The organism is Psychrobacter sp. H27 (assembly GCF_059072655.1).
Genome location: NZ_JCACRX010000001.1, coordinates 1,641,162 through 1,666,195, shown reverse-complemented (window position 1 = coordinate 1,666,195; position 25,034 = coordinate 1,641,162). Strand labels below are relative to the sequence as shown.

Sequence of the window (25,034 nt, the reverse complement as noted above, 5' to 3'; positions counted from 1 at the left end):
GCTGCAAGTGGACAAACGTAGCCAATCTGACACCAGCGTTACAACGCAATCATTATCATGCACTGCGATGCAGATGGGTGGCTGTTATTGACTGATAGGCCAACGTGCAAATACCAAAGACCCATTGGTACCGCCAAAACCAAAGCTATTAGAGACAGCATACTGTAGGTTATCGACCTTACGCGATTGATTAGCTACATAATCGAGGTTACAGTTGTCTTCGACGTCATCTAAGTTGATTGTCGGTGGTACATGTTGGTTCTGTAGGGCAAGTACGGTAAAGATAGCTTCAACACCGCCAGCAGCACCCAGCAAATGCCCCGTCATTGATTTGGTCGAGCTGACCAAGATACTGTCTTTAACAGGAGAGAACACAGTTTCGATAGCAATGGACTCCGCCACGTCGCCCGCAGGTGTACTGGTACCATGAGCATTGACATAACCCACGCTTGATGGCTCGATACCCGCATCATTGAGTGCATTTCGCATCGCTTTTGCAGCGCCGCTACCGTCTTCTGGTGGTGCGGTAATATGACTGGCATCATCGCTCATACCAAACCCGACAAGCTCTGCCAATATCGTCGCGCCGCGAGCTTTGGCGTGAGCAAGACTTTCTAATACGACCACGCCAGCACCATCCCCAAGTACAAAACCGTCACGACCTTTATCGAATGGACGCGACGCTTTGGTCGGCTCATCGTTACGCGTTGAGAGTGCGTGCATGGCGCTAAACCCTGATATACCAAGCGGGCTTGAGCCTTTTTCACTACCACCCGCCAGCATGACATCAGCATCACCGTAAGCAATCAAACGTGCTGCCAGACCCATAGCATGAGTGGCAGTGGTACAAGCGGTTGATGTCGCCAAGTTCGGACCTTTTAGGGTGTGTTTAATCGCGACCAATCCTGCCGCCATATTGACAATAGATCCTGGAATGATGAAAGGCGACACCTTGGCTGCGCCTTTTTCACGTAGGGTATCGCGGCTGTTTTCGATGGTTTGGATACCACCAATACCTGAGCCCAAAATAATACCAAAACGATCTTGCTCCACACCCTGTACTGGCGCATCAGCAGCACCGATCTCATCAATAAACCCAGCATGCTTCAATGCCATAGAAGATGCTGCAATCCCATAATGTATAAACTCATCATAGCGGCGGGCATCTTTGGCGCTCATATACTGTTTGGCATCGAAGTCTTTGACCACGCCTGCGATCTGAGCACGGTAGCCTGTGGCATCGAAATGAGTAATCGGTGCGATACCACTATCACCATTGAGCAATTTGGACCACGAGCTATCAACATCTAGACCAAGCGGTGTGATGGCGCCCATCCCTGTGACCACCACGCGAGTCTCATCAGAACGCTCGTAGTGTGGTGGTTTTTGACGCGATTTATGTACAGGTGCTGCGGTCATATTGTTTGTGTCATCATTGGTGGCTTGGTCAATAGGTGAACTGCTGTGTTGGCTCATACGATATGTCCTATACTTACGGGTCCTAAGAGGATGGCGTTTTAAAAGTTATTATAAAACACATAGGTGCACGTATGTAAACTAAAATATAACTGGTCAGGCAAAACAGACTTGACCCAATACCACGCGTTTATTGGCACCAGTTACTGCTGGCAAATTACCTGTTTCACCCATGATAGTTTGACGGGCTAACCACGCAAAAGCGACGGCTTCTACCCATGTTGGCGCCAGCCCTAAATGATCAGTGGTTTGTACTGTGCAGCGAAGTAGATGAGCTTGTAGACGTGTCATTAGATAATCATTCAGTGCGCCGCCACCACAGACGTATACCGAGCTGTTTTTATCCGTATCTGTAAACATACTGATTTGCGTGCTCGCACTGATAGCGGTTAGTTCAGTCAAAGTGGCTTGTACATCAGCTGCTGAATAACTGACATTAGCATTGGCTTGTTCAAAAGCCTGTAGCTCACCCTGTAGCCATGCCAAATTAAAGTCTTCACGACCAGTACTCTTGGGGTGAGGCTGAGCGAAAAATGCATGGGTCAACAGCTGGTGTAATAGTGGCTCAATGATGGTGCCAGATTGTGCCCAAGCGCCTTTTGCATCATAGTCATTATCTGTATGCAACGCCGTCCATGCATCTAACAATAGATTAGCAGGTCCAGTATCATAGCCAATGACATTATCTGCGCTATCTGTGTTGCTATCTAGGTTGCTGTCCACGCCATTAGTTAACGCTGGCAAGACGGTTATATTAGCAATACCGCCCAAATTTAGGAGCACGCGTGTGCTATCAGGTATCGCAAATAAGGCCTGATGAAACGCAGGTACTAGAGGCGCACCTTGACCACCAACTGCCATGTCACGACGACGAAAATCACTGACCACGCTGATGCCTGTACGCTCAGCGATGATATTGGCGTCGACCAGTTGCAAACTAAAGCCCATTTGCGGGCGATGACGGACGGTTTGTCCATGACAGCCAATCGCCAGTACTGATTCGGGGTCGGTATTTGATTGCTGCAATAAGGTATTGACCACTTCGCTTGCGAACTCCGCATACGCGCGGCTTGCCCAGCCAAACCAATCCAATTCACTGTTTGGTTCATTGACCTCCGGTACGAGTTGATTCACACCATTCGGCTGACATAACCCCAGTAGCACTTCACGTAGTCTTGGTGGAAACTCTTGACTATACGTCGCGAGCAGTTGCATTGCTGGTTGGCTATTCTCTTCATCAATAGTGTTTTCTTTGTTGGTATTTTCTTTATCAGCCATGTCGTTATTGAACTGACAAAGAACCGCATCCATCCCATCCAAACTAGTGCCTGACATCATTCCGATATATAAGCCATCATCAAAGCTTTCAAACACCGTTTGCTCAAGAGCGTCGGTCAGTGTGGCGTAGTTCGAACTATCATGGGTTAAGTCGTCGATATCGTCTGAACTATTATCCAAACCATTATTCATAAGCAAGTCGGCAAGGGCATTATGGTCAGTATCAGTAGTTGATGCGGGGTTGGTCATGGCAATTTACCTTAAAAAACGCTAGTATATCCGTCAAATTCTAGCATTTTTTCTTACCTTTTGAGCTTCTAAACGTCATAAGGTATAGAGCCGGTAACCATCACTTATAAAAACCCTAACGAAAGTAATATATAGAGAGTACCATGACCGATAAAACCTACACCCTAGAAGAACAACTGGCCCTCATTCAGCGCGGTACGCAAGAGATACTCTCCGAAGACGATTTGGTGGCTAAGCTAAAGCTTAATCGCCCGCTACGTATCAAGGCAGGCTTTGATCCTACTGCGCCCGACCTGCATTTAGGTCATACAGTACTGATCAATAAGCTCAAGCATTTTCAAGATTTAGGTCATGAGATTTATTTTCTAATCGGTGACTACACGGCCAAGATTGGCGACCCTTCTGGTAAGAACTCTACACGTCCGCCATTGACTGATGAGCAAATCAAAGCCAATGCAACAACCTATGCTGAGCAAGTATTTAAAATCTTAGACAAAGAAAAAACTCGCGTGGTCTTTAACTCTGAGTGGTTCAGTGACATGAGCGCCGCTGACATGATTCAGCTTGCCAGTCAGCAGACGGTCTCGCGTATGCTTGAGCGTGATGATTTCTCTAAACGCTATGCTTCGCAAACGCCTATTTCAATCCATGAGTTTCTGTATCCATTAGTGCAAGGCTATGACTCTATCGCGCTAAAAGCCGATGTTGAGCTCGGTGGTACCGATCAAACCTTCAATTTGCTAATGGGACGTACATTGCAAGGGCGATATGATCAAGAGCAACAAGTCTGCATCACGGTGCCAATCTTAGAAGGATTGGACGGCGTTAATAAAATGTCTAAGTCACTAAATAATTATGTCGCTATCTATGATGCGCCAGGTACCATGTACCAGAAAATCCTATCGATGCCTGATACCTTAATCCATCGTTACTTTGAGTTTTTAAGTTTCAAGCCGATGGAGCAGATCGAAGCCTTGATGGCGGAAATGGAAGCCGGGCGCAACCCACAAGAAATCAAACGTATCCTTGCCGAGGAATTGATTGAGCGTTTCCATGATGCGGATGCTGCTGCCAATGCGCATAAATCTGCTGGTAATGTCTTGGCAGATGGTGAGCTACCGGTTGATTTGCCAGAAGTGACATTAACGCTTGAAGCAGGTCAAGAAGCCTTATTTATCGCGCAAATCCTAAACCAAGCTGAGCTTGCCAAAAACGGTGCAGCTGCTAAAGATATGGTCAAGCGCGGCGCAGTAAAAGTCGACGGTGAAGTGGTTGATGGTGGGTTTAGTCTAACCTCAGGTCAGACGGTCGTGATTCAAGCGGGCAAGAAAGCCTATGCAAAAGTGACTGTTGCTTAAGTGCTTATTGCTCAAGTGCCTGCTCAATCTGTCATAGCGAGTGAATAACAAAATATAAAGAGTAAACTGTAATGATGACAAATCAAGCCACTATAACTCAAGGCATTTACCGCCATTACAAAGGCAGCTTGTATCAAGTATTGCATACCGCGCAGCACTCAGAGACTGAAGAGTCGCTCGTAGTCTATCGTTGTCTGTACGGTGAGTATGGGGTGTGGGTACGACCGCTTGCGATGTTTGCTGAAACAGTCAGCGTTGAAGGTAAAGAGGTACCACGATTTGAGTTGATTCAACCATTGAATGATTAGTACTGAACCACCACGCACGAGAAATTTCACCCAAAAAAAACGACCCGTTGAGGTCGTTTTTTGTTTTATATCTAGGTTTTAGATAGATGCGCCATTAGTTGTTCAAAAATGCAATCAATGCTTTATTGAACTCTTCGCTATGGGTCACATTGATACCGTGTGGACCACCTTCAATGACGTGTAATCTACTGTCTGCAATCATATCGTGAGAGCGTTCACCACTCGCTTCGATCGGTACAATTTGATCCGCATCGCCATGTATGACTAATGTCGGTACATCAAACGCTTTTAAATCATCGCGAAAGTCGGTATAGCTAAAGGATTTAACGCAATCAAGTGTCGCTTTAGCAGAAGCAAATGCAGCAATATCACGATTGTATAGGCGCATTGGCTTGCTGACCAGCAACTTACCATCTTTTGGGGTAAAGAAGTTCTTAGTAAAGTCATTTAAAAAGGCAATACGATCATTGCTAACACCATCCAAAAAACCTTGAATATCTGACTCTTCAAGACCACCATCAGGATTATCATCTGCTTTAAATAAGTACGGTGGGACCGCAGAGGCGAGTACCGCTTTGCTCACACGCTCGGAGCCGTATTTACCCAGATAACGCGCCACTTCACCGCCGCCCATAGAGAAACCAACGATGGTGGCATCTTGCAAATCAAGTGTCTCCATAAGACCTTTTAAGTCTTGGGCTAGGGTATCGTAGTCGTAGCCGTTCCATGGTTTGGATGACTGACCAAAGCCGCGTCTATCATAAGTAATGACTTGATAGCCTGCTGCGACTAGCGCAGGTAGCTGTGCTTCCCAAGCGCGACCACTGAGTGGCCAGCCATGGATGAGTATGATAGGTTTGCCTATACCTTGGGTTTCGTAATAGAGTTCGACGGATTGGTCGTCCTGTGTTGCAACGGTAGCGTAGGGCATGGTTTCATCCTTTTGATATTATTGTAGTCATATATTTTGTTGATGCTTATCAGTGACTGTCACTCGTAGTGAGTTATTAAGGATTTGCATCAGCGTTTAAGTATAGAATCAGCCCAAATGAATTGCTATGACAGGTTGTAAAGCTATAGTAGTGATTATAAAGCGGTTGTGTAAAACTCTAGTTAATCTTGTAGAAATTCTTTTAGGACTTTATAGAAGGCTATAGGTGCATCTAGTGGCACGGCATGACCTGAGTGTGGCAGTATGATTTCACTAGCATTGGGCAGCATTTGGGTGATTCTTTGCTGCCATTTAGGGTCATAGAGCGTTGATTGACCACCGATCAAACTGACGACGGGAATGGTGATGTTTTCTATACCTACCCGAAAATCATAAGGTATGGCGAGATAGGCTTGCAGGCAGCGCATTTTGTGTTTCCATGTTTGGTGATTATAAAATGCCAGTTTATGATCGTTTTGATGAGTGAGCGCTTGCACGATGGCTTTTGAGCGCGGGCGGCTGACAGAGAGTAAAGAAAATAATTTTTCAATGTCTGTCACACGGCGTTTAAGAGAAAAAGGCAAATGCGTAAAGCATTCGACTTGCGCATACGGTAGCGTCATATCAATAATTTCTTGGAAAACTGCAAACATCTCTGTTTGCCGATCACCAAACAATCCACCTTGCCAATCTGGTTGATTGTGAATCACAGGGCTTTGATCGATGTTCAAATAGCGGCTGATGTGAGATGTGCCAAAGTGGGTAAAATAAGACCACATCACCAACGCCCCCATCGAAATCGCAGCAACGGGCAGTGATTCTACGTTACGGTTTATGCAGACATGCTCAATGATGTCATCAATATCTTCAGCGTACTGATTGATAAAATCAAACGGCGTCAGCTCGATATTTTGTGCGGCACCAAACCCCCGAAAATGTGGCAGATAAAATTCGTATTTACCGATCAGTGGCAGTATAAAAGGTAAAAACTCTCGTGCATCCATACCATAAGCATGCAGCATCATGACGGGTTTGCCGTGTCCAATAACCGATACGGGTAGCGCTATACCATCCGCTGATTTGATAGTGATCGTCTGTAACTGATAAGGAGCAGCCAAGGCGCTAAGGTTTTTTTTCATAGAGGGATCACTTTGGGTTATGAAGCCACCTGTTTATTTGTTGAGACAGGTCGCTACAAAATGGGCTTTACCGCTGATAAAAGACTGTTATATTAAACAGTCATCTGACCATAGCACAAAATTTGGCGGGTGGTAAAAGCAGTAGCAATAACTGACAAGGGTAGAAGGGTATGGGCAAATCGATATTATCATTATTGGATAGTAGCTTGTATCCACAAGTCTGGGAGCAGCAGACCTTTACCAGTCCACAAGCACTTTTATTGTCGATGTTAAATAACGAGGTCACGGTTGATGCCAGCGCCTTTACCAAGCAGCTACTGGCGAATAATATTTATAAAGAATGGATCAATACCACGGTATTTGGACGGTACCTGCATCGCAACTTTACCGCCTTTTATCAGCAGACAGAAGACAGTTTCAATATAGATATGCCTTCGTTGTTCCGTCAGGAGCTAATGCGCCATACGCAGTATCTGCCGCTCACACAGGTGCTTTTTTTTGCAGGAGATATGCCAAAAAGTGTGCGACAGACCAAACTGCTTACCACTACTGTCAATCCAGCCACTGCGATCGTCAATGCTCAGAAAACATCCAAGACATCAGTCACCAATGCCTCCAGAGTAGTGATTAACCAAATTACCATCACGGGTAAGCAAGTATTGGGGTTTGCAATACGTCACAACAAACGCACGAGCGAGCGGCTGCGCAATGAAGTGTTGATTATGGACTTTCAGGACCTGCGTCTGGTGGGTGAGGTAACGATTGAAGACATAAAAAAAAGCAATATAGAGGGCTCTATATTGCTTCGGTCGTATGAGTTACGCTAATAAGTATATCGAGGAGCTAGACCTGTCTTAACTGTCTTGCTTGGCAACGGTTAAGCCATTGTAGGTTTGGGCCACTGGCATGACTTCTAAGCGATTGACATTAATATGCGCAGGTGACTCAATCAGCCACAGCAAAATATCGCCAATATCTTCACCCGTCATGGTCTTAAAACCATCATAGACCTTTGCCGCTTTGTCATCATCACCGTGATAGCGTACGTTTGAAAACTCAGTACCCGCAACTACTCCTGGCTCAAGATTGGTCACACGCACTTGCGTACCAAGCAGATCGGCACGTAAGTTTAGGCTGAATTGTTTTACAAATGCTTTGGTTGCGCCGTAAACGTTGCCACCAAAATAAGGCCAGTTACCTGCGATTGAGCCAACATTAATGATATAACCACTATCGCGCGCAACCATCGCTGGCAGGACAGCATGAGTCAACGCCATCAAACCTTTGACATTGGTATCATTCATACGCATCCAGTCATCGAGACTGGCTTTGTGTGCAGGCTCTGTACCGAGCGCTAATCCTGCATTATTTACGAGCACATCGATTTGCTTGAAACCATTAGGCAGATCAGCAAGAATTTGCGGGATAGAGTCTGTTTCACTCACATCCATAACCACGGGCAAAAACGCATCGCCTAGGGTATCTGCCAAAGCATTCAGTTTATCAAGGCGTCTAGCACAACCAATCACGCGATGACCGTTTGCAACCAAACGCTCTGCTAGCGCTTTACCAAACCCTGCGCTTGCCCCTGTAATCAATACGTTCATTATCTGTCCTTATTAGCGATACTGTCTACTTTTGCTATAACCCTAATGACGACTTTGTCTGTTTTGGTACTATTTATTAGATAACTGCTTACCAAAAATCTTATCGCCAGCATCACCCAAACCTGGGATGATATAACCATGCTCATCCAAATGACTGTCTAGCGCAGCGGTATAGATAGTCACGTCAGGATGCGCTTCGTTCACCAAGCGTACGCCTTCAGGTGCCGCCACGAGTACCAATGCTTTGATATTCGTACAACCATTTTTCTTGAGCATCTCGATGGTTGCTACCATTGAGCCACCTGTGGCTAGCATCGGGTCAATGATCAGCGCAGGACGTTTGTCCATATGGCTGACGAATTTTTCAAAAAACGGTACTGGCTGTAGCGTTTCTTCATCACGTTGTAGGCCGACAACAGAAATTTTAGCAGTAGGGATTAGATCGAGCACGCCATCAAGCATGCCAATACCTGCGCGCAGAATAGGTACGATAGTTGCTGTCTTACCGATGATTTGCTCACCAGTAATCTCGCCGCACCAGCCTTGCATTGGAAACGTCTCAATCTCAAAATCGCGACTTGCTTCATACGCCATCAAGCGCGCAAGTTCTTTGGTCAATGTGCGAAACTTATAAGTGCTACAGTCTTTTTCACGCATGAGACTGAGTTTATGACGGACTAGTGGATGATCGATTACCGTAATGTTCAAATCGTTGTTTAAGTCACTCATAGAATCTCTCTTGGTTTCTTGTCTGATGCTTGCGCAGTTGCTGCGGTTGCTATTAGTATAAAAGATACAAACACTTACCGCACTTTAACCCTATTTATCACGCGTAAATAGTAAAATTAACGCCTTCAAAATTGAGACAATCAAATTACTCTCACAGCTTTATGATGATATTGATTTAGCGCAACGACAATATTTACGTTCACAACGGCCATCAAAGCCTAAACAGTTCAGGCTAAGTAAAAGGATATCGCGCCATTTAAGTCAACTGATTGAACCGACTAAATTTGACTATAAGCGTAATGATAAGTGAGGTAGTGTTTAGACCTGCTATGATACCAAAAAAACTGCTTTTCTGATGAAGAATATCATGACTATAAAAACATCAATGACCCAAGATAAAGAGACAACGCTCACATCTACTAAAAACAAAGCTGTAGAAATTGAAACGCATCCTTTCGAGCCTGTGTTGCCACCGAACGCGACTATCATGATGATGGGTACTTTTCCACCGACTGCCGATAAGTGGGCAATGAATTTTCATTACCCTAACTTTTATAACGACATGTGGCGAATATATGGTCGAGTATTCTTTGATGATGCTGATTATTTTAGAGTAGGCGATGAGAAGCGATTTGATCCTGAACGTATCCGTGACTTTATGTTTGAGCGAGGTATCGCTTCATGTCCCACAGTAAAACAAGCCATTCGCGAGACAGGTAATGCGTCGGATAAAAACCTAACGGTAGTTACCCCCGTTGACTTAGATAGTATTTTGCCACAAGTACCAAAGGTAAAAACGTTGTTCACGACAGGAGGTAAGGCAACCGAAGTGCTGATCGAACTATTGAAAGAACCACTTGCCAAGTCGAAGCACCCCAAAACCAACCAAAGTATCAATTATCCTTACGAGTGGCAGAGTACAGATAACCAGAAAACTGATGTCAATAATCTAACCCTACATAGGTTACCGTCGACTTCACGAGCCTATCCGTTATCGCTGGATAAGAAAGTTGCTGCGTATAGAGCGTTTTTTGAGAAAATGGGCAAGTTATAAGGTAAGTAGAGTTATCCTAATACAAAAAAAGATCTGGAAATAGTAAAGGATCTATATCTGTTAAAGCAGAATATTCTTACTAAAAGGGAAGCACGTACCTATTCCTCTACTACATCAACCAATCGACCAATTCATAACCTATTGAAACTATTTATTATTTTTAATAGCTGTAAAATAAGTTTAAAAACATGTATAAAATTGGTTGACACAGTTATTAAACTCTCTATAATACGCCCTCATCGGACGGACTAGCGGCAGCTAATATGTAAATTACATATTAATAACGCAGTTAACCTGGTGAAACAAATTATAAAAAGTCTTGACAAATCAAATCATTATGATAAGATAGTCGGCTCGCTAGATAGCTTAACCGGAGACGGATTGGCTAGATGGCAAAAGAAATACCCTATATATCGATGACTGGACGACAGTGATTGAGACTATTTAAAAGCATAACTAAAGAACAACTTGTGTGGATTTTTGCTGATTCAGAATGCTAAAAAATAAAGTTGACTATCTTTTCTTTTCGGAAAGATTATTAACTATAAAAATTATCATTTAAGACAGCAGAAAAACTCAAAGTTAATTCATTACGAACATAATTTTTAGCGATTTTGCCAGATTAGATGAGCCAAGTTTAGAAGCTTCTTTAAAGAGCTTCATAGCAAGATTAAACTGAAGAGTTTGATCATGGCTCAGATTGAACGCTGGCGGCAGGCTTAACACATGCAAGTCGAGCGGAAACGATGGTAGCTTGCTATCAGGCGTCGAGCGGCGGACGGGTGAGTAATACTTAGGAATCTACCTAGTAGTGGGGGATAGCACGGGGAAACTCGTATTAATACCGCATACGTCCTACGGGAGAAAGGGGGCAACTTGTTGCTCTCGCTATTAGATGAGCCTAAGTCGGATTAGCTAGATGGTGGGGTAAAGGCCTACCATGGCGACGATCTGTAGCTGGTCTGAGAGGATGATCAGCCACACCGGGACTGAGACACGGCCCGGACTCCTACGGGAGGCAGCAGTGGGGAATATTGGACAATGGGGGAAACCCTGATCCAGCCATGCCGCGTGTGTGAAGAAGGCCTTTTGGTTGTAAAGCACTTTAAGCAGTGAAGAAGACTCTTCGGTTAATACCCGGAGACGATGACATTAGCTGCAGAATAAGCACCGGCTAACTCTGTGCCAGCAGCCGCGGTAATACAGAGGGTGCAAGCGTTAATCGGAATTACTGGGCGTAAAGCGAGCGTAGGTGGCTTGATAAGTCAGATGTGAAATCCCCGGGCTTAACCTGGGAACTGCATCTGAAACTGTTAGGCTAGAGTAGGTGAGAGGGAAGTAGAATTTCAGGTGTAGCGGTGAAATGCGTAGAGATCTGAAGGAATACCGATGGCGAAGGCAGCTTCCTGGCATCATACTGACACTGAGGCTCGAAAGCGTGGGTAGCAAACAGGATTAGATACCCTGGTAGTCCACGCCGTAAACGATGTCTACTAGTCGTTGGGTCCCTTGAGGACTTAGTGACGCAGCTAACGCAATAAGTAGACCGCCTGGGGAGTACGGCCGCAAGGTTAAAACTCAAATGAATTGACGGGGGCCCGCACAAGCGGTGGAGCATGTGGTTTAATTCGATGCAACGCGAAGAACCTTACCTGGTCTTGACATATCTAGAATCCTGCAGAGATGCGGGAGTGCCTTCGGGAATTAGAATACAGGTGCTGCATGGCTGTCGTCAGCTCGTGTCGTGAGATGTTGGGTTAAGTCCCGCAACGAGCGCAACCCTTGTCCTTAGTTACCAGCGGGTTAAGCCGGGAACTCTAAGGATACTGCCAGTGACAAACTGGAGGAAGGCGGGGACGACGTCAAGTCATCATGGCCCTTACGACCAGGGCTACACACGTGCTACAATGGTAGGTACAGAGGGCAGCTACACAGCGATGTGATGCGAATCTCAAAAAGCCTATCGTAGTCCAGATTGGAGTCTGCAACTCGACTCCATGAAGTAGGAATCGCTAGTAATCGCGGATCAGAATGCCGCGGTGAATACGTTCCCGGGCCTTGTACACACCGCCCGTCACACCATGGGAGTTGATTGCACCAGAAGTGGATAGCTTAACCTTCGGGGGAGCGTTCACCACGGTGTGGTTGATGACTGGGGTGAAGTCGTAACAAGGTAGCCGTAGGGGAACCTGCGGCTGGATCACCTCCTTATAGACAGCATTCGGTCAGCAAGAATTCACAACAAGTTGTTCTTTAGTTTAAGCTTACGTTTTAGGACGTATTAGGGTCTGTAGCTCAGCTGGTTAGAGCACCGTGTTGATAACGCGGGGGTCAGTGGTTCGAGTCCACTTAGACCCACCATTTATATAATGGGGCCATAGCTCAGTTGGTAGAGCGCCTGCCTTGCACGCAGGAGGTCAACGGTTCGACTCCGTTTGGCTCCACCACTACTTTAGTTAAGCTTAGAGTGCTAAATAAAAATAGGTATCAAATAGAAACAAGTGATTTGAACAAGATTACTTCTTTCTGTTTTATACAGAATCTGTGACTCGACGAGAGCATAGAGACTATTTAAAAACATAGATATGAGTCTGGGTTAGGAGGTGCGTGTTCACGCGCACTTCTTAACCTTAATAACTCACCTCTTAACGACATCAGTTGTTATCCCAGGGGTGAGTTATTAAAAAAGTAAAGAGAACTGAATCAAGCGTATAAACATAGGTGATATCGTTATCATAATTAGAGTGTATGACACTTTGGAGTCGAAAGACTACTTGGGGTTGTATGGTCAAGTAATGAAGCGCACATGGTGGATGCCTTGGCAGTCAGAGGCGATGAAAGACGTGACAGCCTGCGATAAGCTTCGGGGAGGCGGCAATATCCTGTGATCCGGAGATTTCTGAATGGGGAAACCCACTTACCATAAGGTAAGTATCCTAATTTATTAGGAAGCGAACGAGGGGAAGTGAAACATCTCAGTACCCTTAGGAATAGACATCAATTGAGATTCCCCTAGTAGCGGCGAGCGAACGGGGAGAAGCCGATTAGTACTAATGTAGAAGAACAGCGTGGGAAAGCTGACCGTAGTAGGTGATAGTCCTGTATTCGAAACATTAGCATTAACATATTAAGTAGAGCGGGGCACGAGAAATCCTGTTTGAAGATGGGGGGACCATCCTCCAAGGCTAAATACTCCTGACTGACCGATAGTGAACCAGTACCGTGAGGGAAAGGCGAAAAGAACCCCTGTGAGGGGAGTGAAATAGAACCTGAAACCGTGTGCGTACAAGCAGTGGGAGCCTACTTGTTAGGTGACCGCGTACCTTTTGTATAATGGGTCAGCGACTTATGTTCTGTAGCAAGGTTAACCGTTTAGGGGAGCCGTAGGGAAACCGAGTCTTAATAGGGCGATTAGTTGCAGGGCATAGACCCGAAACCGAGTGATCTATCCATGAGCAGGTTGAAAGTGCCGTAACAGGCACCGGAGGACCGAACCCACTGTCGTTGAAAAGCCAGGGGATGACTTGTGGATAGGGGTGAAAGGCTAATCAAACTCGGTGATAGCTGGTTCTCCCCGAAAGCTATTTAGGTAGCGCCTCGGACGAACACCATTGGGGGTAGAGCACTGTTTCGGCTAGGGGGTCATACCGACTTACCAAACCGATGCAAACTCCGAATACCGATGAGTGATATCCGGGAGACACACAGTGGGTGCTAACGTCCATTGTGGAGAGGGAAACAACCCAGACCGCCAGCTAAGGCCCCAAATTCCTAGTTAAGTGGGAAACGAGGTGGGAAGGCATAGACAGCTAGGAGGTTGGCTTAGAAGCAGCCATCCTTTAAAGAAAGCGTAATAGCTCACTAGTCGAGTCGGCCCGCGCGGAAGATGTAACGGGGCTCAAACTAGGAGCCGAAGCTGCGGATTTGAATTTGTTTTCAAGTGGTAGGGGAGCGTTGTGTAAGCCTGTGAAGGTGTGTTGTAAAGCATGCTGGAGGTATCACAAGAGCGAATGCTGACGTGAGTAACGATAATGCGAGTGAAAAGCTCGCACGCCGGAAGATCAAGGGTTCCAGTCCAACGTTAATCGGGGCTGGGTGAGTCGACCCCTAAGGCGAGGCCGAAAGGCGTAGTCGATGGGAAATCGGTTAATATTCCGATACTTGTTTATAATGCGATGGAGGGACGGAGAAGGTTATGTCAGCCTGGCGTTGGTTGTCCAGGTGAAAGGATGTAGGTTTATAGCTTAGGTAAATCCGGGCTATTTTATACCGAGATCTGATAGCAAGCTGTACTTGTACAGCGAAGTGGCAAATACCATGCTTCCAGGAAAAGCTTCTAAGCAATAGTTATAAACGAATCGTACCCTAAACCGACACAGGTGATCAGGTAGAGAATACCAAGGCGCTTGAGAGAACTCTGCTGAAGGAACTAGGCAAAATGGTACCGTAACTTCGGGAGAAGGTACGCTGTTGGTGGTGATAGGACTTGCTCCTTGAGCTGCTGGCAGTCGCAGATACCAGGCTGCTGCAACTGTTTATTAAAAACACAGCACTCTGCAAACACGAAAGTGGACGTATAGGGTGTGATGTCTGCCCGGTGCTGGAAGGTTAATTGATGGGGTTAGCGTAAGCGAAGCTCTTGATCGAAGCCCCAGTAAACGGCGGCCGTAACTATAACGGTCCTAAGGTAGCGAAATTCCTTGTCGGGTAAGTTCCGACCTGCACGAATGACATAATGATGGCAGCGCTGTCTCCAGCAGAGACTCAGTGAAATCGAAATCGCAGTGAAGATGCTGTGTACCCGCGGCTAGACGGAAAGACCCCGTGAACCTTTACTACAGCTTTACATTGAACTTTGACCTGACTTGTGCAGGATAGGTGGGAGGCTTTGAAGCCGAGACGCTAGTCTTGGTGGAGCCAATCTTGAAATACCACCCTGGTCATGTTGGGGTTCTAACTCAGGTATAACAATACCGAGGACAATGTATGGTGGGTAGTTTGACTGGGGCGGTCTCCTCCTAAAGAGTAACGGAGGAGTACGAAGGTGCGCTCAGACCGGTCGGAAATCGGTCGTAGAGTATAAAGGCAAAAGCGCGCTTAACTGCGAGACCCACAAGTCGAGCAGGTACGAAAGTAGGTCTTAGTGATCCGGTGGTTCTGTATGGAAGGGCCATCGCTCAACGGATAAAAGGTACTCTGGGGATAACAGGCTGATACCGCCCAAGAGTTCATATCGACGGCGGTGTTTGGCACCTCGATGTCGGCTCATCTCATCCTAGGGCTGAAGCAGGTCCTAAGGGTATGGCTGTTCGCCATTTAAAGAGGTACGCGAGCTGGGTTTAGAACGTCGTGAGACAGTTCGGTCCCTATCTACCGTGGGCGTTGGAAATTTGAGAGGATCTGCTCCTAGTACGAGAGGACCAGAGTGGACGAACCACTGGTGTTCGGGTTGTCATGCCAATGGCATTGCCCGGTAGCTACGTTCGGATGGGATAACCGCTGAAAGCATCTAAGCGGGAAGCCCACCTCAAGATTAGATTTCCCTAAAGAGCCGTTCAAGACTAGGACGTTGATAGGCAGGGTGTGGAAGCACAGCGATGTGTGTAGCTAACCTGTACTAATTGCTCGTTTGGCTTGACCATACAACACCCAAGTGGTTTGTATCAAGTCTAATTATCTGTCATAGACAGAACATTTCGATATCACCTTTAACCTTGATTCAGTTAGGTTAAGTGATACTTAGTCAAATAAGTAAAACTATAAAACAGACTCATATCTAACCCCCTTTGCTGACGACAATAGCGCGATGGCCCCACCTGATCCCTTCCCGAACTCAGAAGTGAAACATCGTTGCGCCAATGGTAGTGTGGTTCGCCCATGTGAGAGTAGGTCATCGTCAGCTCTCTATTCTGAAATATCCCCCGACTAGTTATCTAGGCGGGGGATTTTCTTTGTCTAGCGAAAATATATTATACTATTATCTACTATCACTATCGTATCTTGGAGCAATGTATTATGGGCACCGCTATTTATTATACAGCTGAGCGCGCGACGCTTTTGACTGAAAAAGAGCAGGAAGATGTCATTTCTATTGTCGATAAGTACAATGAAAGCTTCAAGTATATAGAAGAGGCAGAATCTTTTGACCTTTATGCATATGATGATAGTGAGTCAGATGTGATACTCGCAGGAGCGACTAAAGTACCCTCTAGTATTGATATCGAAGTCCTAATGTATAGCATAAACCATTGGCTACACTGCTTAACTGAAATTCGTCTCGTAGTAACTGATGCAGAGTGGCATGTGCATGTGGACGATACTGATGCGGTGTGGGTAGACGACAGATGGCATATGGAAAAGTAGATTTACATTGCCTACATTTGTAATTTACTTTAGCCATTTTTAGTTTATTCCTAGCTGACAGAAAATCCCTCAACTTGACGCCGAGTTGAGGGTTTTTTTTATTTTCATTCGACTCATCTACTCGATATTAATTCGGCTGTATCAGTTATAAATAAGTGCCTAGTAGTGCCCCAAAGCTTCAATTCATTATTTAGCATATTATCAAAATGATTTGACTTATATCATTATAGCTGTTAATTTTAGACTATACTTTTCTTACAGGGATGTAAAAGATATATAAAAGCTTGTAAGTAGTTTAATTTAGTTTGAGTCGGATTATTTACTCGTGATGTTCTACTCCCATTCTTATAATTATCAAAAGGAATTGATAATGAAGTTAGCTCCTCTCTTTTCAATTGGCGCTTTGGCCGCTATTAGTCTTTTCGGCTGCTCCAATCAATCTGCTGATACCTCTGATGGTTCATCAGCGACTTCTCAAGAAACTACTGTTTTGCGCTTTTCGCATTTTTGGCCAGCCACTTCATCTATTAGCAAAGAAGTTTTTGAACCGTGGGCTAAGCAAATAGAGACAGATTCTGATGGTCGCCTAAAGGTAGAGTTGTATCCGTCGGCTGGTCTTGCCAAAGCAGATGTAACCTATGAGTCCGCTGCTAAAGGTACGATCGATATCGGCTCACAAGCGCACGGTTATACCAATGGTCGTTTTCCTTTAACTCAGATCACCGAGCTACCAGGACTATCTAACTCAGCCACTCAAATGGGCTGTATGCTTCAAACCCTTTATGATGATGGTACTCTTGCTAGTGAGTATGAAGACTCACATCTATTGTTTATGTATGGTGCGGGACCTGGTTCGCTTCATACCACAGATAAGCTGATTCGCACGCCTGAGGATATGAAAGGTATGCGTATTCGTCGTCCTTCTGCAGTCGCTGGTGATATTATTGAAAGTGCTGGTGCGTCCCCTGTAGGTCTACCTGCAAATGATATGTACACCTCTCTACAGCGTGGTGTCGTTGATGGTTTGAGTTTCCCTTGGGAAGCGGTGACAGCTTTTAAAATTGATGAAATTACTAAATATCATACCAACATTCCTTTTTATAGTTCAGCCCTCATGGTCACTATGAACAAAGATAAGTATGACAATTTACCTGATGACTTAAAGCAAGTCCTAGACAAAAACTCAGGCATGGCCCTAGCCAGTAAAGTTGGTGAAGTCTTTGATAAGCATGATCAGATGGCAATGCAAGCGGCCAAAGATAAGGGTGATGAAATTGTGGATATTCCTGATCCGTTAAATGATCCAAACTGGAAAGGACCGCTCGAAAAAGGCACACAGAAATACTTAAACGATGTTAATGCTTTAGGTCTAGATGCAGATGGCGTCTACGAAAAAGCCAAAGCCGCTAGTGCCGCCTGTAAAGTGGTATAACCCATTGGAGGTGTCACATGGCATTTTTAGTCAAGCTCAGCGTCCTAATCTCTAGATTGTGTCAGTTTATAGGCGGGGTGAGTCTTATCATCATCGTACTGACCACCATGCTAGACGTTACTGCACGCTACATCTTCAAGCTTAGCGGCGGTGAGCTTGGCTTCACCGTCAAGGGCTCCGTCGAGATTGTTTCTTACTTCATGCTATTTGCATTGCTTGCCGCCTTTGCCGCTTTCGTCGAGCGCTCGCAAATTATCGTTGATGTTTTTACCCAAAAGATGCCGCAGTCTATCAAAGGCTACCTTATGGGCATCTTCATGATGGGTTTTTTTGTCATCGGCGTCGTCTTCGCATGGGGGCTCTATGAGAGTGCCATTGACGCTGTCGAGTATGGTAAGGTCACCCAAGATCTTCGACTATCTATGATGCCTATTTATATGATTAGCGCGTTCTTAAGCTTACTACTTGCCATTCGCTCATTGATCGAATCCATTAACATCTTTAAGACAGGCGAATTCTTTGACGCCGAGGAGACAGGCGCATGAGTCCAGAGATTATCGGAGCCATTGGCCTAGTTGTCATGATCCTGCTTGTTATCCTACGCGTACCCGTTGCTCTTGCCATGTTAGGTGTGGGTTTGGTAGGTTTCGGTGCGGTTACCGCGCCAAGTGGGGCCCTACAAATGCTCAAAGATATCCCTGTTGATGTCTTAGCAAAGTATGACTTTAGTGCCATTCCCTTGTTTATTCTCATGGGCGTGTTTGCCACACACTCTGGTATGGCAGGTAAGCTTTTTGAAGCCACTAGAACCATATTTGGTGGAGTGAGAGGTAGTCTGGGTATTGCAGGTATAGGATCGTCTGGTATCTTTGCCTCTATCTCAGGCTCATCACTTGCCACTGCGTCTACTATGACTAAAGTGGCGCTACCGCAAATGGAGAAGTATGGTTATCAGCCGGGATTTGCCTGCGGTATCTTAGCCGCTGGTGGTACTTTAGGTATCATGATTCCACCGAGTATTGCGTTACTCGTCTATGCCATCTTAACCCAGCAGTCGGTTGGCGATATGTTTATCGCAGGTTTTTTACCGGGTATGCTGGGCATGGTAATGTACTCTATCACCGTGATGATCATGGTACGCTGGAAACCGCACTTAGCCCAGCGTGGTGAGAAAACCACGTGGAAAGCCAAGCTACTGTCGCTAACGGGTCTAATACCATTTAGCTTTATCTTTATTGTGATTATTGCCGGTATCTTCTTTGGATTATTTACGCCAACAGAAGGGGCGGCAGTAGGAGCATTTGTCTCTTGGGCTTATGCTTTTGCCAAAGGCATGCGTTTAGACGGTCTCAAGCAGTCATTGATTGAGACGTTAGCACTCTCTGCCGTAGTGTTCTTTATGCTATTAGGTGCAGAGGCATTGGGTTATTTTATCTCAGTGTCGCGTTTATCATATTCGTTAGCATCTTGGATTGGTGGGTTGGCTGTTAGTCCAATGATTGTGCTGATCTGTATCCTGTTCATGTACTTCCTATTAGGACTGTTCATGGATGCGCTAGCAATGCTAGTAATCACCATTCCCGTTGTGTACCCAATTATATTAGCATTAGGGTTTGATCCAGTCTGGTTTGGCATTATTGCAGTATTGACGGTAGAGCTTGGTTTGATCACGCCGCCGATGGGGATGAATATCTTTGTGATCAAGGCGATGGCACCGCACATTAAGTTGTCCGATATGTTCCGCGGGGTGGCTCCATTCATTGTCTCTGACGTGATTCGATTGGTAATCTTGGTGGCATTCCCTGCAATATCGCTGGTGTTGTTGGGGTAAGTCATACATAAAGTAACATAGATACACTGTTGTATACGGGGTATAACGCTAGAATGATTAAGAGACAGAAAGCCAAATGTATATTTTTATCGTTATTCTGTCTTATAAAAATTATTCTAAAATCATATGGATGCGAAAAATATTATGACTATTGCTAAAAATATCGAGATCAGCAGTACTTCTGAAACCAGCTTTGAAGATGCTATTCAACAAGGTATCGCAAGAATCTCTAAGACAGTCAAGAATGTTGAAGGTGCTTGGATAAAAGAGCAAAAAGTAGGCGTTACTGATGGAAAAATCAGCAAATATCATGTCATTATGATTGTAAGCTTTGTCATCGATGATGGTACTGATATCAGCTAAACGTTGATAAAGATAAAAAAGACTGCGATTGCAGTCTTTTTTTTGCACAAAAAAATGGTCATTAGTAGAACTACGATATACACGAGTAGCTACACGGCATACTTTTATATATAGTAAAATAAATCCTCTAATTCTCAATACTTATCATAGAAGCACATATTTATGGCTGTCGATTTTAGTAATACGCTCATTGTCGCAATCTCTGCAACGGCGCTTTTTGATTTAACAGAGTCGGAAAACTACTTATTAGCGTTATTCGAAGAGCGGCCTGAGAGCGCTATAAAAGAGTTTCGAGATTATATGACAGCACGTGAAAACGATACGCTAAATAGTGGTGCAGGCTATCCATTGATCAAAGCGTTGCTAAACTTGAATAAGTATTGTGAAAATAAGCAGGATTTAGAAACGGAAACGCCTTTAGTAGAAGTCGTTATCGTCTCAAAAAGTAGCCCAGATACAGGCATTCAAGTGCTGAATGCAATTTTAGAACGCGGTATCAATATCTCACGCTCGGCGTTTATTTCAGGCAGTCCTGTAGCGCCCTATATAAAAGACTTTAATGTTGATCTGTTTTTGACCACCAACCGTGACGATGCTCAGCAAGTGGCTGATGCCAATATCTGTGCTTGTGCCATACTAGACGCAACGCCTGTCAACACTTATGAATTGGATACTCAGCAGCTACGTATTGCTTTTGATGGGGACGCGGTACTGTTTGATGACTCGGGTGAGCTGCTGTACAAGCAAAAAGGATTGCGAGCCTTTCATGATCGTGAGGTGCAACTGCGTGATCTACCAATCGAAAAAGGCCCTTACGCTGAGTTGTTGATTAAACTATCAAATTTACAAGAGCGTCTACCAGCGGGTCTGAAATATTCTCCAATCAAAATTGCTCTAGTGACAGCTCGTAATGCACCAGCTGACTTACGTGCCATAAAAACCTTGAGAGAGTGGGGCGTCAATGTGGATATGGCGTTTTTTTTGGGAGGGCTTGAGAAGACAGCGGTGCTCAGAACGTTTGCACCGCATATTTTCTTTGATGACTCAATCAAGCATATTGATGCAGCACGTCGTTTCATACCTACGGCACTCGTTCCCTATCATTCAACATCGTTGCTGCATGGGGACAGTTACTTAACCTCCAGTAAGGATGCATCACCGCTGTCGTTCAAGCCTGCTGTACGCCCGTTATTTGCTATAAATCAATAAAGCACATATAGATGCGCAGAATATAAAACATAGGATGGGATATGGATTGGCAGCAGTTGCTCAGCTTGATCGTGACACGAATAAAACAAGTTATCGGCTTATATGCTTTTGTACTCATACCGATGTGGGGAATGTTTTTTCTAAATGAAGTGGTGTTATTTGGTCTGTGGAATATCTTTGGTATTGTACCGCGTACGTTGGATGTAGGCAGTATGATTGGGGTATTTGCGTCATGGACCATGCATGGCAACCTGTCACATTTGACCGGCAATACCGTGACATTATTGCAAATTTTATTTTTATTTGGGTTATTTGAGAAGAATGCTTATCGGACGATTATCAAGCTGATCATTGCTTCGGGGCTGGTCACTTGGGTGATTGGATCACCGTCTTCTATCCATGTCGGCGCATCAGGATTGTGTTTTGCCATGTTCGGTTACATGATAGGCGGCGCTGTGTTTGCTAGGCGCTGGGGTTACCTGATTGCTTGTATTGTGATGGGTGCTGGCTATTGGCTAACCATCAAGCAAGGATTGATGCCGCAGCAAGGCATCTCGTTTGCTGCACACTTCGGTGGTTTATGCGCTGGATTACTATTGGGAGCTAACTCCAAACATACGTATTCAGCAACTGATCGGCGCTAATAAAAGCAACTTACTATCAGCGTTTAATGGATCAGTATCGTCGTACTCAGCGTTATGGAGTCAGACGCTTGCATCAGTACAAACCCTAATAAATAAAAGGTCATTTGTGGTCAGTTCTCGCCATGCGGTAGTTTGTTTGACGTGTTCATCAATCGAAAGGTTACTGTTTTTCTGCGGTATCACATAGTCTGCCCGAGCAGGGGTGTCACAGTCGATCACTTGTAGGATCTTTTGCACACTTCTGCGCCTCTCAAACAGATACAAATTAACCAAATGCATATTTGGGTCATCTACTTGCACGCTAGCATTGCCAGTATCTGCCGCGATAAAACGTAATACTTGCGGCTTAATATAAGACCAGGGGCGAAACCACTCTGTACTTTCAGCAGTTTTGACAACATTGACCCCTTTGGGCAGTTGACTGACTTGCTGGTCATACCAGTTATACTCTTGATGTATTTGAAACCCAAAAATACCAATTGCAGCAAACAAGGGCACCAGCCATTTTGGCGCGCGTTTACCTGACAGTTTACTGAGATGCGCTATGATCAATGCCACCCCAGCCATACCGAATGCGGCAGTTATGGTAGCGATAAACTCAAAAAGCATAAGTATTCCTTAATGCACTAGATACTGGTCGTCAGGTGTGTTCAACAGTATACGCACAGTCTAAAAGTTATTCTAATAAGTAACAGACAAAAAATCACTCACCGGCAGTGACTGCTAGTGAGTGAGACAGAGTAACAGAATGCATGTCATCATTCGTCAAATTAATGATCGACTGCACCGCCAGCACCACGTGGTGAACGAACACTCTCGACCAAATCTTGAATGTGTAGCGGTGGTGCTTTGGTCGCATAAGAGACAATGAATGCGACGATGAAGTTAAGCAATGCGCCAACCGCACCAAATGATAATGGTGAGATACCAAATAGCCAGTACTCTGCAGTATCAGGGAAGTTGGCAGTACCGCTAATAAAGAACCAGCCTTTGAACACAAAGATATAAACCAAGATACTAATCAAACCTGTCAACATACCAGCGATAGCGCCAATATTGTTAATACGTTTTGAGAAGATACCCATCATCAAGGCAGGGAAAAGGGACGCACCAGCGATACCAAATGCGAGTGCGACAACCTGTGCTGCAAACCCTGGCGGATTCATTCCTAGATAGGTAGCGATGACAATCGCGACACCCATAGTGATACGCGCAACTCGTAGCTCTCCCTTATCAGTAATGTTTGGATTCAGGTTTCGTTTGATCAAGTCATGACTGATTGCTGATGAGATAGCAAGTAAGAGACCAGCAGCAGTGGATAGTGCAGCAGCAAGACCACCTGCGGCAATGAGACCGACTACCCAAGGTGGTAGCTGTGCAATTTCTGGATTGGCCAATACCAAGATATCAGCATTAACATCCAGCTCGTTACCAGCCCAGCCTGCATCGGCAAAGCGGCCATCAACTTCTGTATCGTGGGCGAGACGTGCGGTTTCGACAGCAGTCGTCGCAGCAGCTATATCGCCACCTTCGGTTTGGGCGTTGGTCAGTGCAATCTCTGCTGCACCAAGTCCACTATCATTGTACATCTGAATACGACCATCATTATTAAGGTCAGTATATTTGATTAGACCAGTATCTTCCCATGTTCTCATCCAGTCAGGACGTTGATCATAGTTGATAGCAGGCTCTGCAACCCCTTGTGGGTAGATAGTATCAACAAGGTTTAGACGTGCCATCGCACCAACGGCAGGTGCCGTAAAGTACAATAGTGAGATAAATACCAATGTCCAACCAGCTGTCCAGCGAGCATCGGCAACTTTAGGAACGGTAAAAAATCGAATAATAACGTGTGGTAGACCCGCTGTACCAATCATGAGTGATAACGTAAATAGCACCATGTTTAGCTTATTAGGTACGTCAGCGGTATATGCTGTGAAGCCCAAATCAGTGACTACTTGATCAAGCTTGGTCAAGATAGGAACACCAGATTCAATATGGTTTGAAAACAAGCCCAAACCTGGAATCGGATTGCCCGTTAATTCAAGTGAGATAAAGACAGCAGGAATCGTATAAGCAATGATCAGAACCACATACTGCGCAACCTGCGTATAGGTGATCCCTTTCATGCCTCCAAGAACCGCGTAAAAGAAAACAACGACGGCCGCGATAATAAGACCTGTGTCGTTATCGACTTCTAAGAAACGTGAAAATGCAACACCAGCACCTGTCATCTGACCGATAACATACGTGGTAGAGGCGATAATCAAACAAACAACAGCAATCATGGCAGCTGTTTTTGAATAAAAACGATCGCCAATGAAGTCAGGCACGGTAAATTTGCCAAACTTACGCAAATAGGGCGCAAGTAACATGGCTAATAGTACATAACCACCTGTCCAACCCATTAGATAGGTTGAGGCGCCATAACCACCAGCAGCAAGCAAACCTGCCATAGAAATAAAGGAAGCGGCACTCATCCAGTCAGCTGCGGTTGCCATACCGTTCACAACAGGGTGGACACCGCCGCCTGCTACATAAAACTCACTGGTAGATCCTGCACGAGCCCAAATCGCAATACCGAAGTATAGAGCGAATGATAGACCCACAAAAATAATATTAATGACATACTGGCTCATAGTCTATTCCTCGTCTACGCCATATTGTTTATCTAACTTATTCATACGCCAGGCGTAGAAGAAAATTAAAATAATAAACACCACGATGGATCCCTGCTGGGCGAACCAAAAGCCCAAGTCAGTACCACCAACCTTGATGCCAGCTAAGAGAGGACGTAGCAAGATGGCAAAGCCGTAAGAACATAGCGCCCAGATAACTAGGCTACCTGCAATGAGACGGATATTGGCTCGCCAATATCCAGATGGATCATTATGACCTTTCATAGGACAACTCCTTTTGTCTTCTAAAATAACCACTATATAAAAACGCCTTGAGCCATTCTTATGATAAATACCGTCATAAAAATAGACTGAGACCACTTTATATAGTACCAATGACGATGCACCGCCACATATGTATTTATCGGCAATTATTTAGCAAAAT

The 25,034-nt window shown here is 45.1% G+C and carries 20 protein-coding genes, 2 tRNA genes and 3 rRNA genes; 16 read left to right on the top strand and 9 right to left on the bottom strand.

Annotation, left to right across the window (positions count from 1 at the left end; all coding sequences use genetic code 11):
• Positions 1 to 84 precede the first annotated feature (84 nt).
• Both fabF and AC5JPY_RS06700 read right to left on the bottom strand, forming a co-directional pair.
• On the bottom strand, positions 85 to 1,419 hold the full coding sequence (gene fabF / locus AC5JPY_RS06705; RefSeq protein WP_443526813.1) for a beta-ketoacyl-ACP synthase II: 1,335 nt from the start codon (positions 1,417 to 1,419) through the stop codon (positions 85 to 87).
• Positions 1,420 to 1,572: 153 nt separating this feature from the next.
• On the bottom strand, positions 1,573 to 3,003 hold the full coding sequence (locus AC5JPY_RS06700; RefSeq protein WP_443526651.1) for an anhydro-N-acetylmuramic acid kinase: 1,431 nt from the start codon (positions 3,001 to 3,003) through the stop codon (positions 1,573 to 1,575).
• 143 nt (positions 3,004 to 3,146) lie between these two features.
• On the opposite strand from AC5JPY_RS06700, the gene tyrS reads away from it, so the two are divergent.
• Positions 3,147 to 4,361, top strand: a complete 1,215-nt coding sequence (gene tyrS, locus AC5JPY_RS06695) for a tyrosine--tRNA ligase (protein WP_443526650.1) — start codon at positions 3,147 to 3,149, stop codon at positions 4,359 to 4,361.
• A gap of 71 nt (positions 4,362 to 4,432) precedes the next feature.
• Positions 4,433 to 4,669 (top strand): DUF1653 domain-containing protein, encoded by a 237-nt coding sequence (locus AC5JPY_RS06690; protein WP_443526648.1) that lies wholly within the window; start codon positions 4,433 to 4,435, stop codon positions 4,667 to 4,669.
• A 94-nt stretch (positions 4,670 to 4,763) separates the two neighbouring features.
• Here AC5JPY_RS06690 and AC5JPY_RS06685 read toward each other — a convergent pair whose 3' ends face one another.
• Complete coding sequence (locus AC5JPY_RS06685) at positions 4,764 to 5,600, bottom strand: alpha/beta fold hydrolase (RefSeq protein ID WP_443526646.1); 837 nt, start codon at positions 5,598 to 5,600, stop codon at positions 4,764 to 4,766.
• A 182-nt stretch (positions 5,601 to 5,782) separates the two neighbouring features.
• Positions 5,783 to 6,739 carry an alpha/beta fold hydrolase gene (locus AC5JPY_RS06680; RefSeq protein WP_443526645.1) on the bottom strand — a complete coding sequence of 319 codons (957 nt, stop codon included), beginning with the start codon at positions 6,737 to 6,739 and terminating at the stop codon, positions 5,783 to 5,785.
• 170 nt (positions 6,740 to 6,909) lie between these two features.
• On the opposite strand from AC5JPY_RS06680, the gene AC5JPY_RS06675 reads away from it, so the two are divergent.
• Positions 6,910 to 7,566 carry a hypothetical protein gene (locus tag AC5JPY_RS06675; protein WP_443526644.1) on the top strand — a complete coding sequence of 219 codons (657 nt, stop codon included), beginning with the start codon at positions 6,910 to 6,912 and terminating at the stop codon, positions 7,564 to 7,566.
• A gap of 27 nt (positions 7,567 to 7,593) precedes the next feature.
• Here the strand turns inward: AC5JPY_RS06675 and AC5JPY_RS06670 are convergent, their stop codons facing one another.
• Positions 7,594 to 8,346, bottom strand: a complete 753-nt coding sequence (locus AC5JPY_RS06670) for an SDR family NAD(P)-dependent oxidoreductase (RefSeq protein WP_443526643.1) — start codon at positions 8,344 to 8,346, stop codon at positions 7,594 to 7,596.
• Between the two features lie 69 nt (positions 8,347 to 8,415).
• Complete coding sequence (gene upp, locus AC5JPY_RS06665; RefSeq protein WP_443526642.1) at positions 8,416 to 9,075, bottom strand: uracil phosphoribosyltransferase; 660 nt, start codon at positions 9,073 to 9,075, stop codon at positions 8,416 to 8,418.
• Between the two features lie 385 nt (positions 9,076 to 9,460).
• On the opposite strand from upp, the gene AC5JPY_RS06660 reads away from it, so the two are divergent.
• From AC5JPY_RS06660 to AC5JPY_RS06600, 13 genes are all read left to right on the top strand, one after another.
• Entirely contained in the window at positions 9,461 to 10,129 is a 669-nt protein-coding gene (locus AC5JPY_RS06660) for a DNA glycosylase (RefSeq protein WP_443526811.1), read from the top strand.
• A gap of 672 nt (positions 10,130 to 10,801) precedes the next feature.
• Positions 10,802 to 12,340: ribosomal RNA gene (locus tag AC5JPY_RS06655) — 16S ribosomal RNA — on the top strand.
• Between the two features lie 73 nt (positions 12,341 to 12,413).
• Positions 12,414 to 12,490 (top strand) — tRNA-Ile (locus AC5JPY_RS06650).
• A gap of 10 nt (positions 12,491 to 12,500) precedes the next feature.
• A tRNA-Ala gene (locus AC5JPY_RS06645) sits at positions 12,501 to 12,576 on the top strand.
• Positions 12,577 to 12,915: 339 nt separating this feature from the next.
• Positions 12,916 to 15,771, top strand: a 23S ribosomal RNA gene (locus tag AC5JPY_RS06640).
• A 146-nt stretch (positions 15,772 to 15,917) separates the two neighbouring features.
• Positions 15,918 to 16,031: ribosomal RNA gene (gene rrf, locus AC5JPY_RS06635) — 5S ribosomal RNA — on the top strand.
• The 16S, 23S and 5S rRNA genes sit together here with 2 tRNA genes alongside, the layout of an rRNA operon.
• A gap of 113 nt (positions 16,032 to 16,144) precedes the next feature.
• A complete protein-coding gene (locus AC5JPY_RS06630) occupies positions 16,145 to 16,492 on the top strand; it encodes a hypothetical protein (RefSeq protein ID WP_443527042.1) in 348 nt (115 codons plus the stop codon).
• A gap of 370 nt (positions 16,493 to 16,862) precedes the next feature.
• Positions 16,863 to 17,924: a TRAP transporter substrate-binding protein gene (locus tag AC5JPY_RS06625; protein ID WP_443527041.1), complete on the top strand. Its 1,062-nt coding sequence runs from the start codon at positions 16,863 to 16,865 to the stop codon at positions 17,922 to 17,924.
• A gap of 17 nt (positions 17,925 to 17,941) precedes the next feature.
• Entirely contained in the window at positions 17,942 to 18,469 is a 528-nt protein-coding gene (locus AC5JPY_RS06620) for a TRAP transporter small permease (protein WP_443527040.1), read from the top strand.
• Positions 18,466 to 19,755 carry a TRAP transporter large permease gene (locus tag AC5JPY_RS06615; RefSeq protein ID WP_443527039.1) on the top strand — a complete coding sequence of 430 codons (1,290 nt, stop codon included), beginning with the start codon at positions 18,466 to 18,468 and terminating at the stop codon, positions 19,753 to 19,755. Before AC5JPY_RS06620 ends, AC5JPY_RS06615 begins: the two co-directional genes overlap by 4 nt.
• A gap of 144 nt (positions 19,756 to 19,899) precedes the next feature.
• Entirely contained in the window at positions 19,900 to 20,118 is a 219-nt protein-coding gene (locus tag AC5JPY_RS06610) for a dodecin family protein (protein ID WP_057761866.1), read from the top strand.
• Positions 20,119 to 20,280: 162 nt separating this feature from the next.
• The gene (locus AC5JPY_RS06605; RefSeq protein WP_443527038.1) at positions 20,281 to 21,327 is read left to right on the top strand and encodes a 5'-nucleotidase; all 1,047 of its coding nucleotides are present in this window, start codon (positions 20,281 to 20,283) and stop codon (positions 21,325 to 21,327) included.
• A 41-nt stretch (positions 21,328 to 21,368) separates the two neighbouring features.
• A complete protein-coding gene (locus AC5JPY_RS06600) occupies positions 21,369 to 21,971 on the top strand; it encodes a rhomboid family intramembrane serine protease (RefSeq protein WP_443527037.1) in 603 nt (200 codons plus the stop codon).
• Positions 21,972 to 22,031: 60 nt separating this feature from the next.
• On the opposite strand, the gene AC5JPY_RS06595 is transcribed toward AC5JPY_RS06600, so the two are convergent.
• The 3 genes from AC5JPY_RS06595 to AC5JPY_RS06585 form a co-directional block, all read right to left on the bottom strand.
• Entirely contained in the window at positions 22,032 to 22,580 is a 549-nt protein-coding gene (locus AC5JPY_RS06595) for a hypothetical protein (RefSeq protein ID WP_443527036.1), read from the bottom strand.
• Positions 22,581 to 22,741: 161 nt separating this feature from the next.
• Positions 22,742 to 24,610, bottom strand: a complete 1,869-nt coding sequence (locus AC5JPY_RS06590) for a sodium:solute symporter family protein (RefSeq protein WP_319051065.1) — start codon at positions 24,608 to 24,610, stop codon at positions 22,742 to 22,744.
• A gap of 3 nt (positions 24,611 to 24,613) precedes the next feature.
• Complete coding sequence (locus AC5JPY_RS06585; RefSeq protein ID WP_319051064.1) at positions 24,614 to 24,874, bottom strand: DUF4212 domain-containing protein; 261 nt, start codon at positions 24,872 to 24,874, stop codon at positions 24,614 to 24,616.
• Between the last annotated feature and the right edge of the window lie 160 nt (positions 24,875 to 25,034).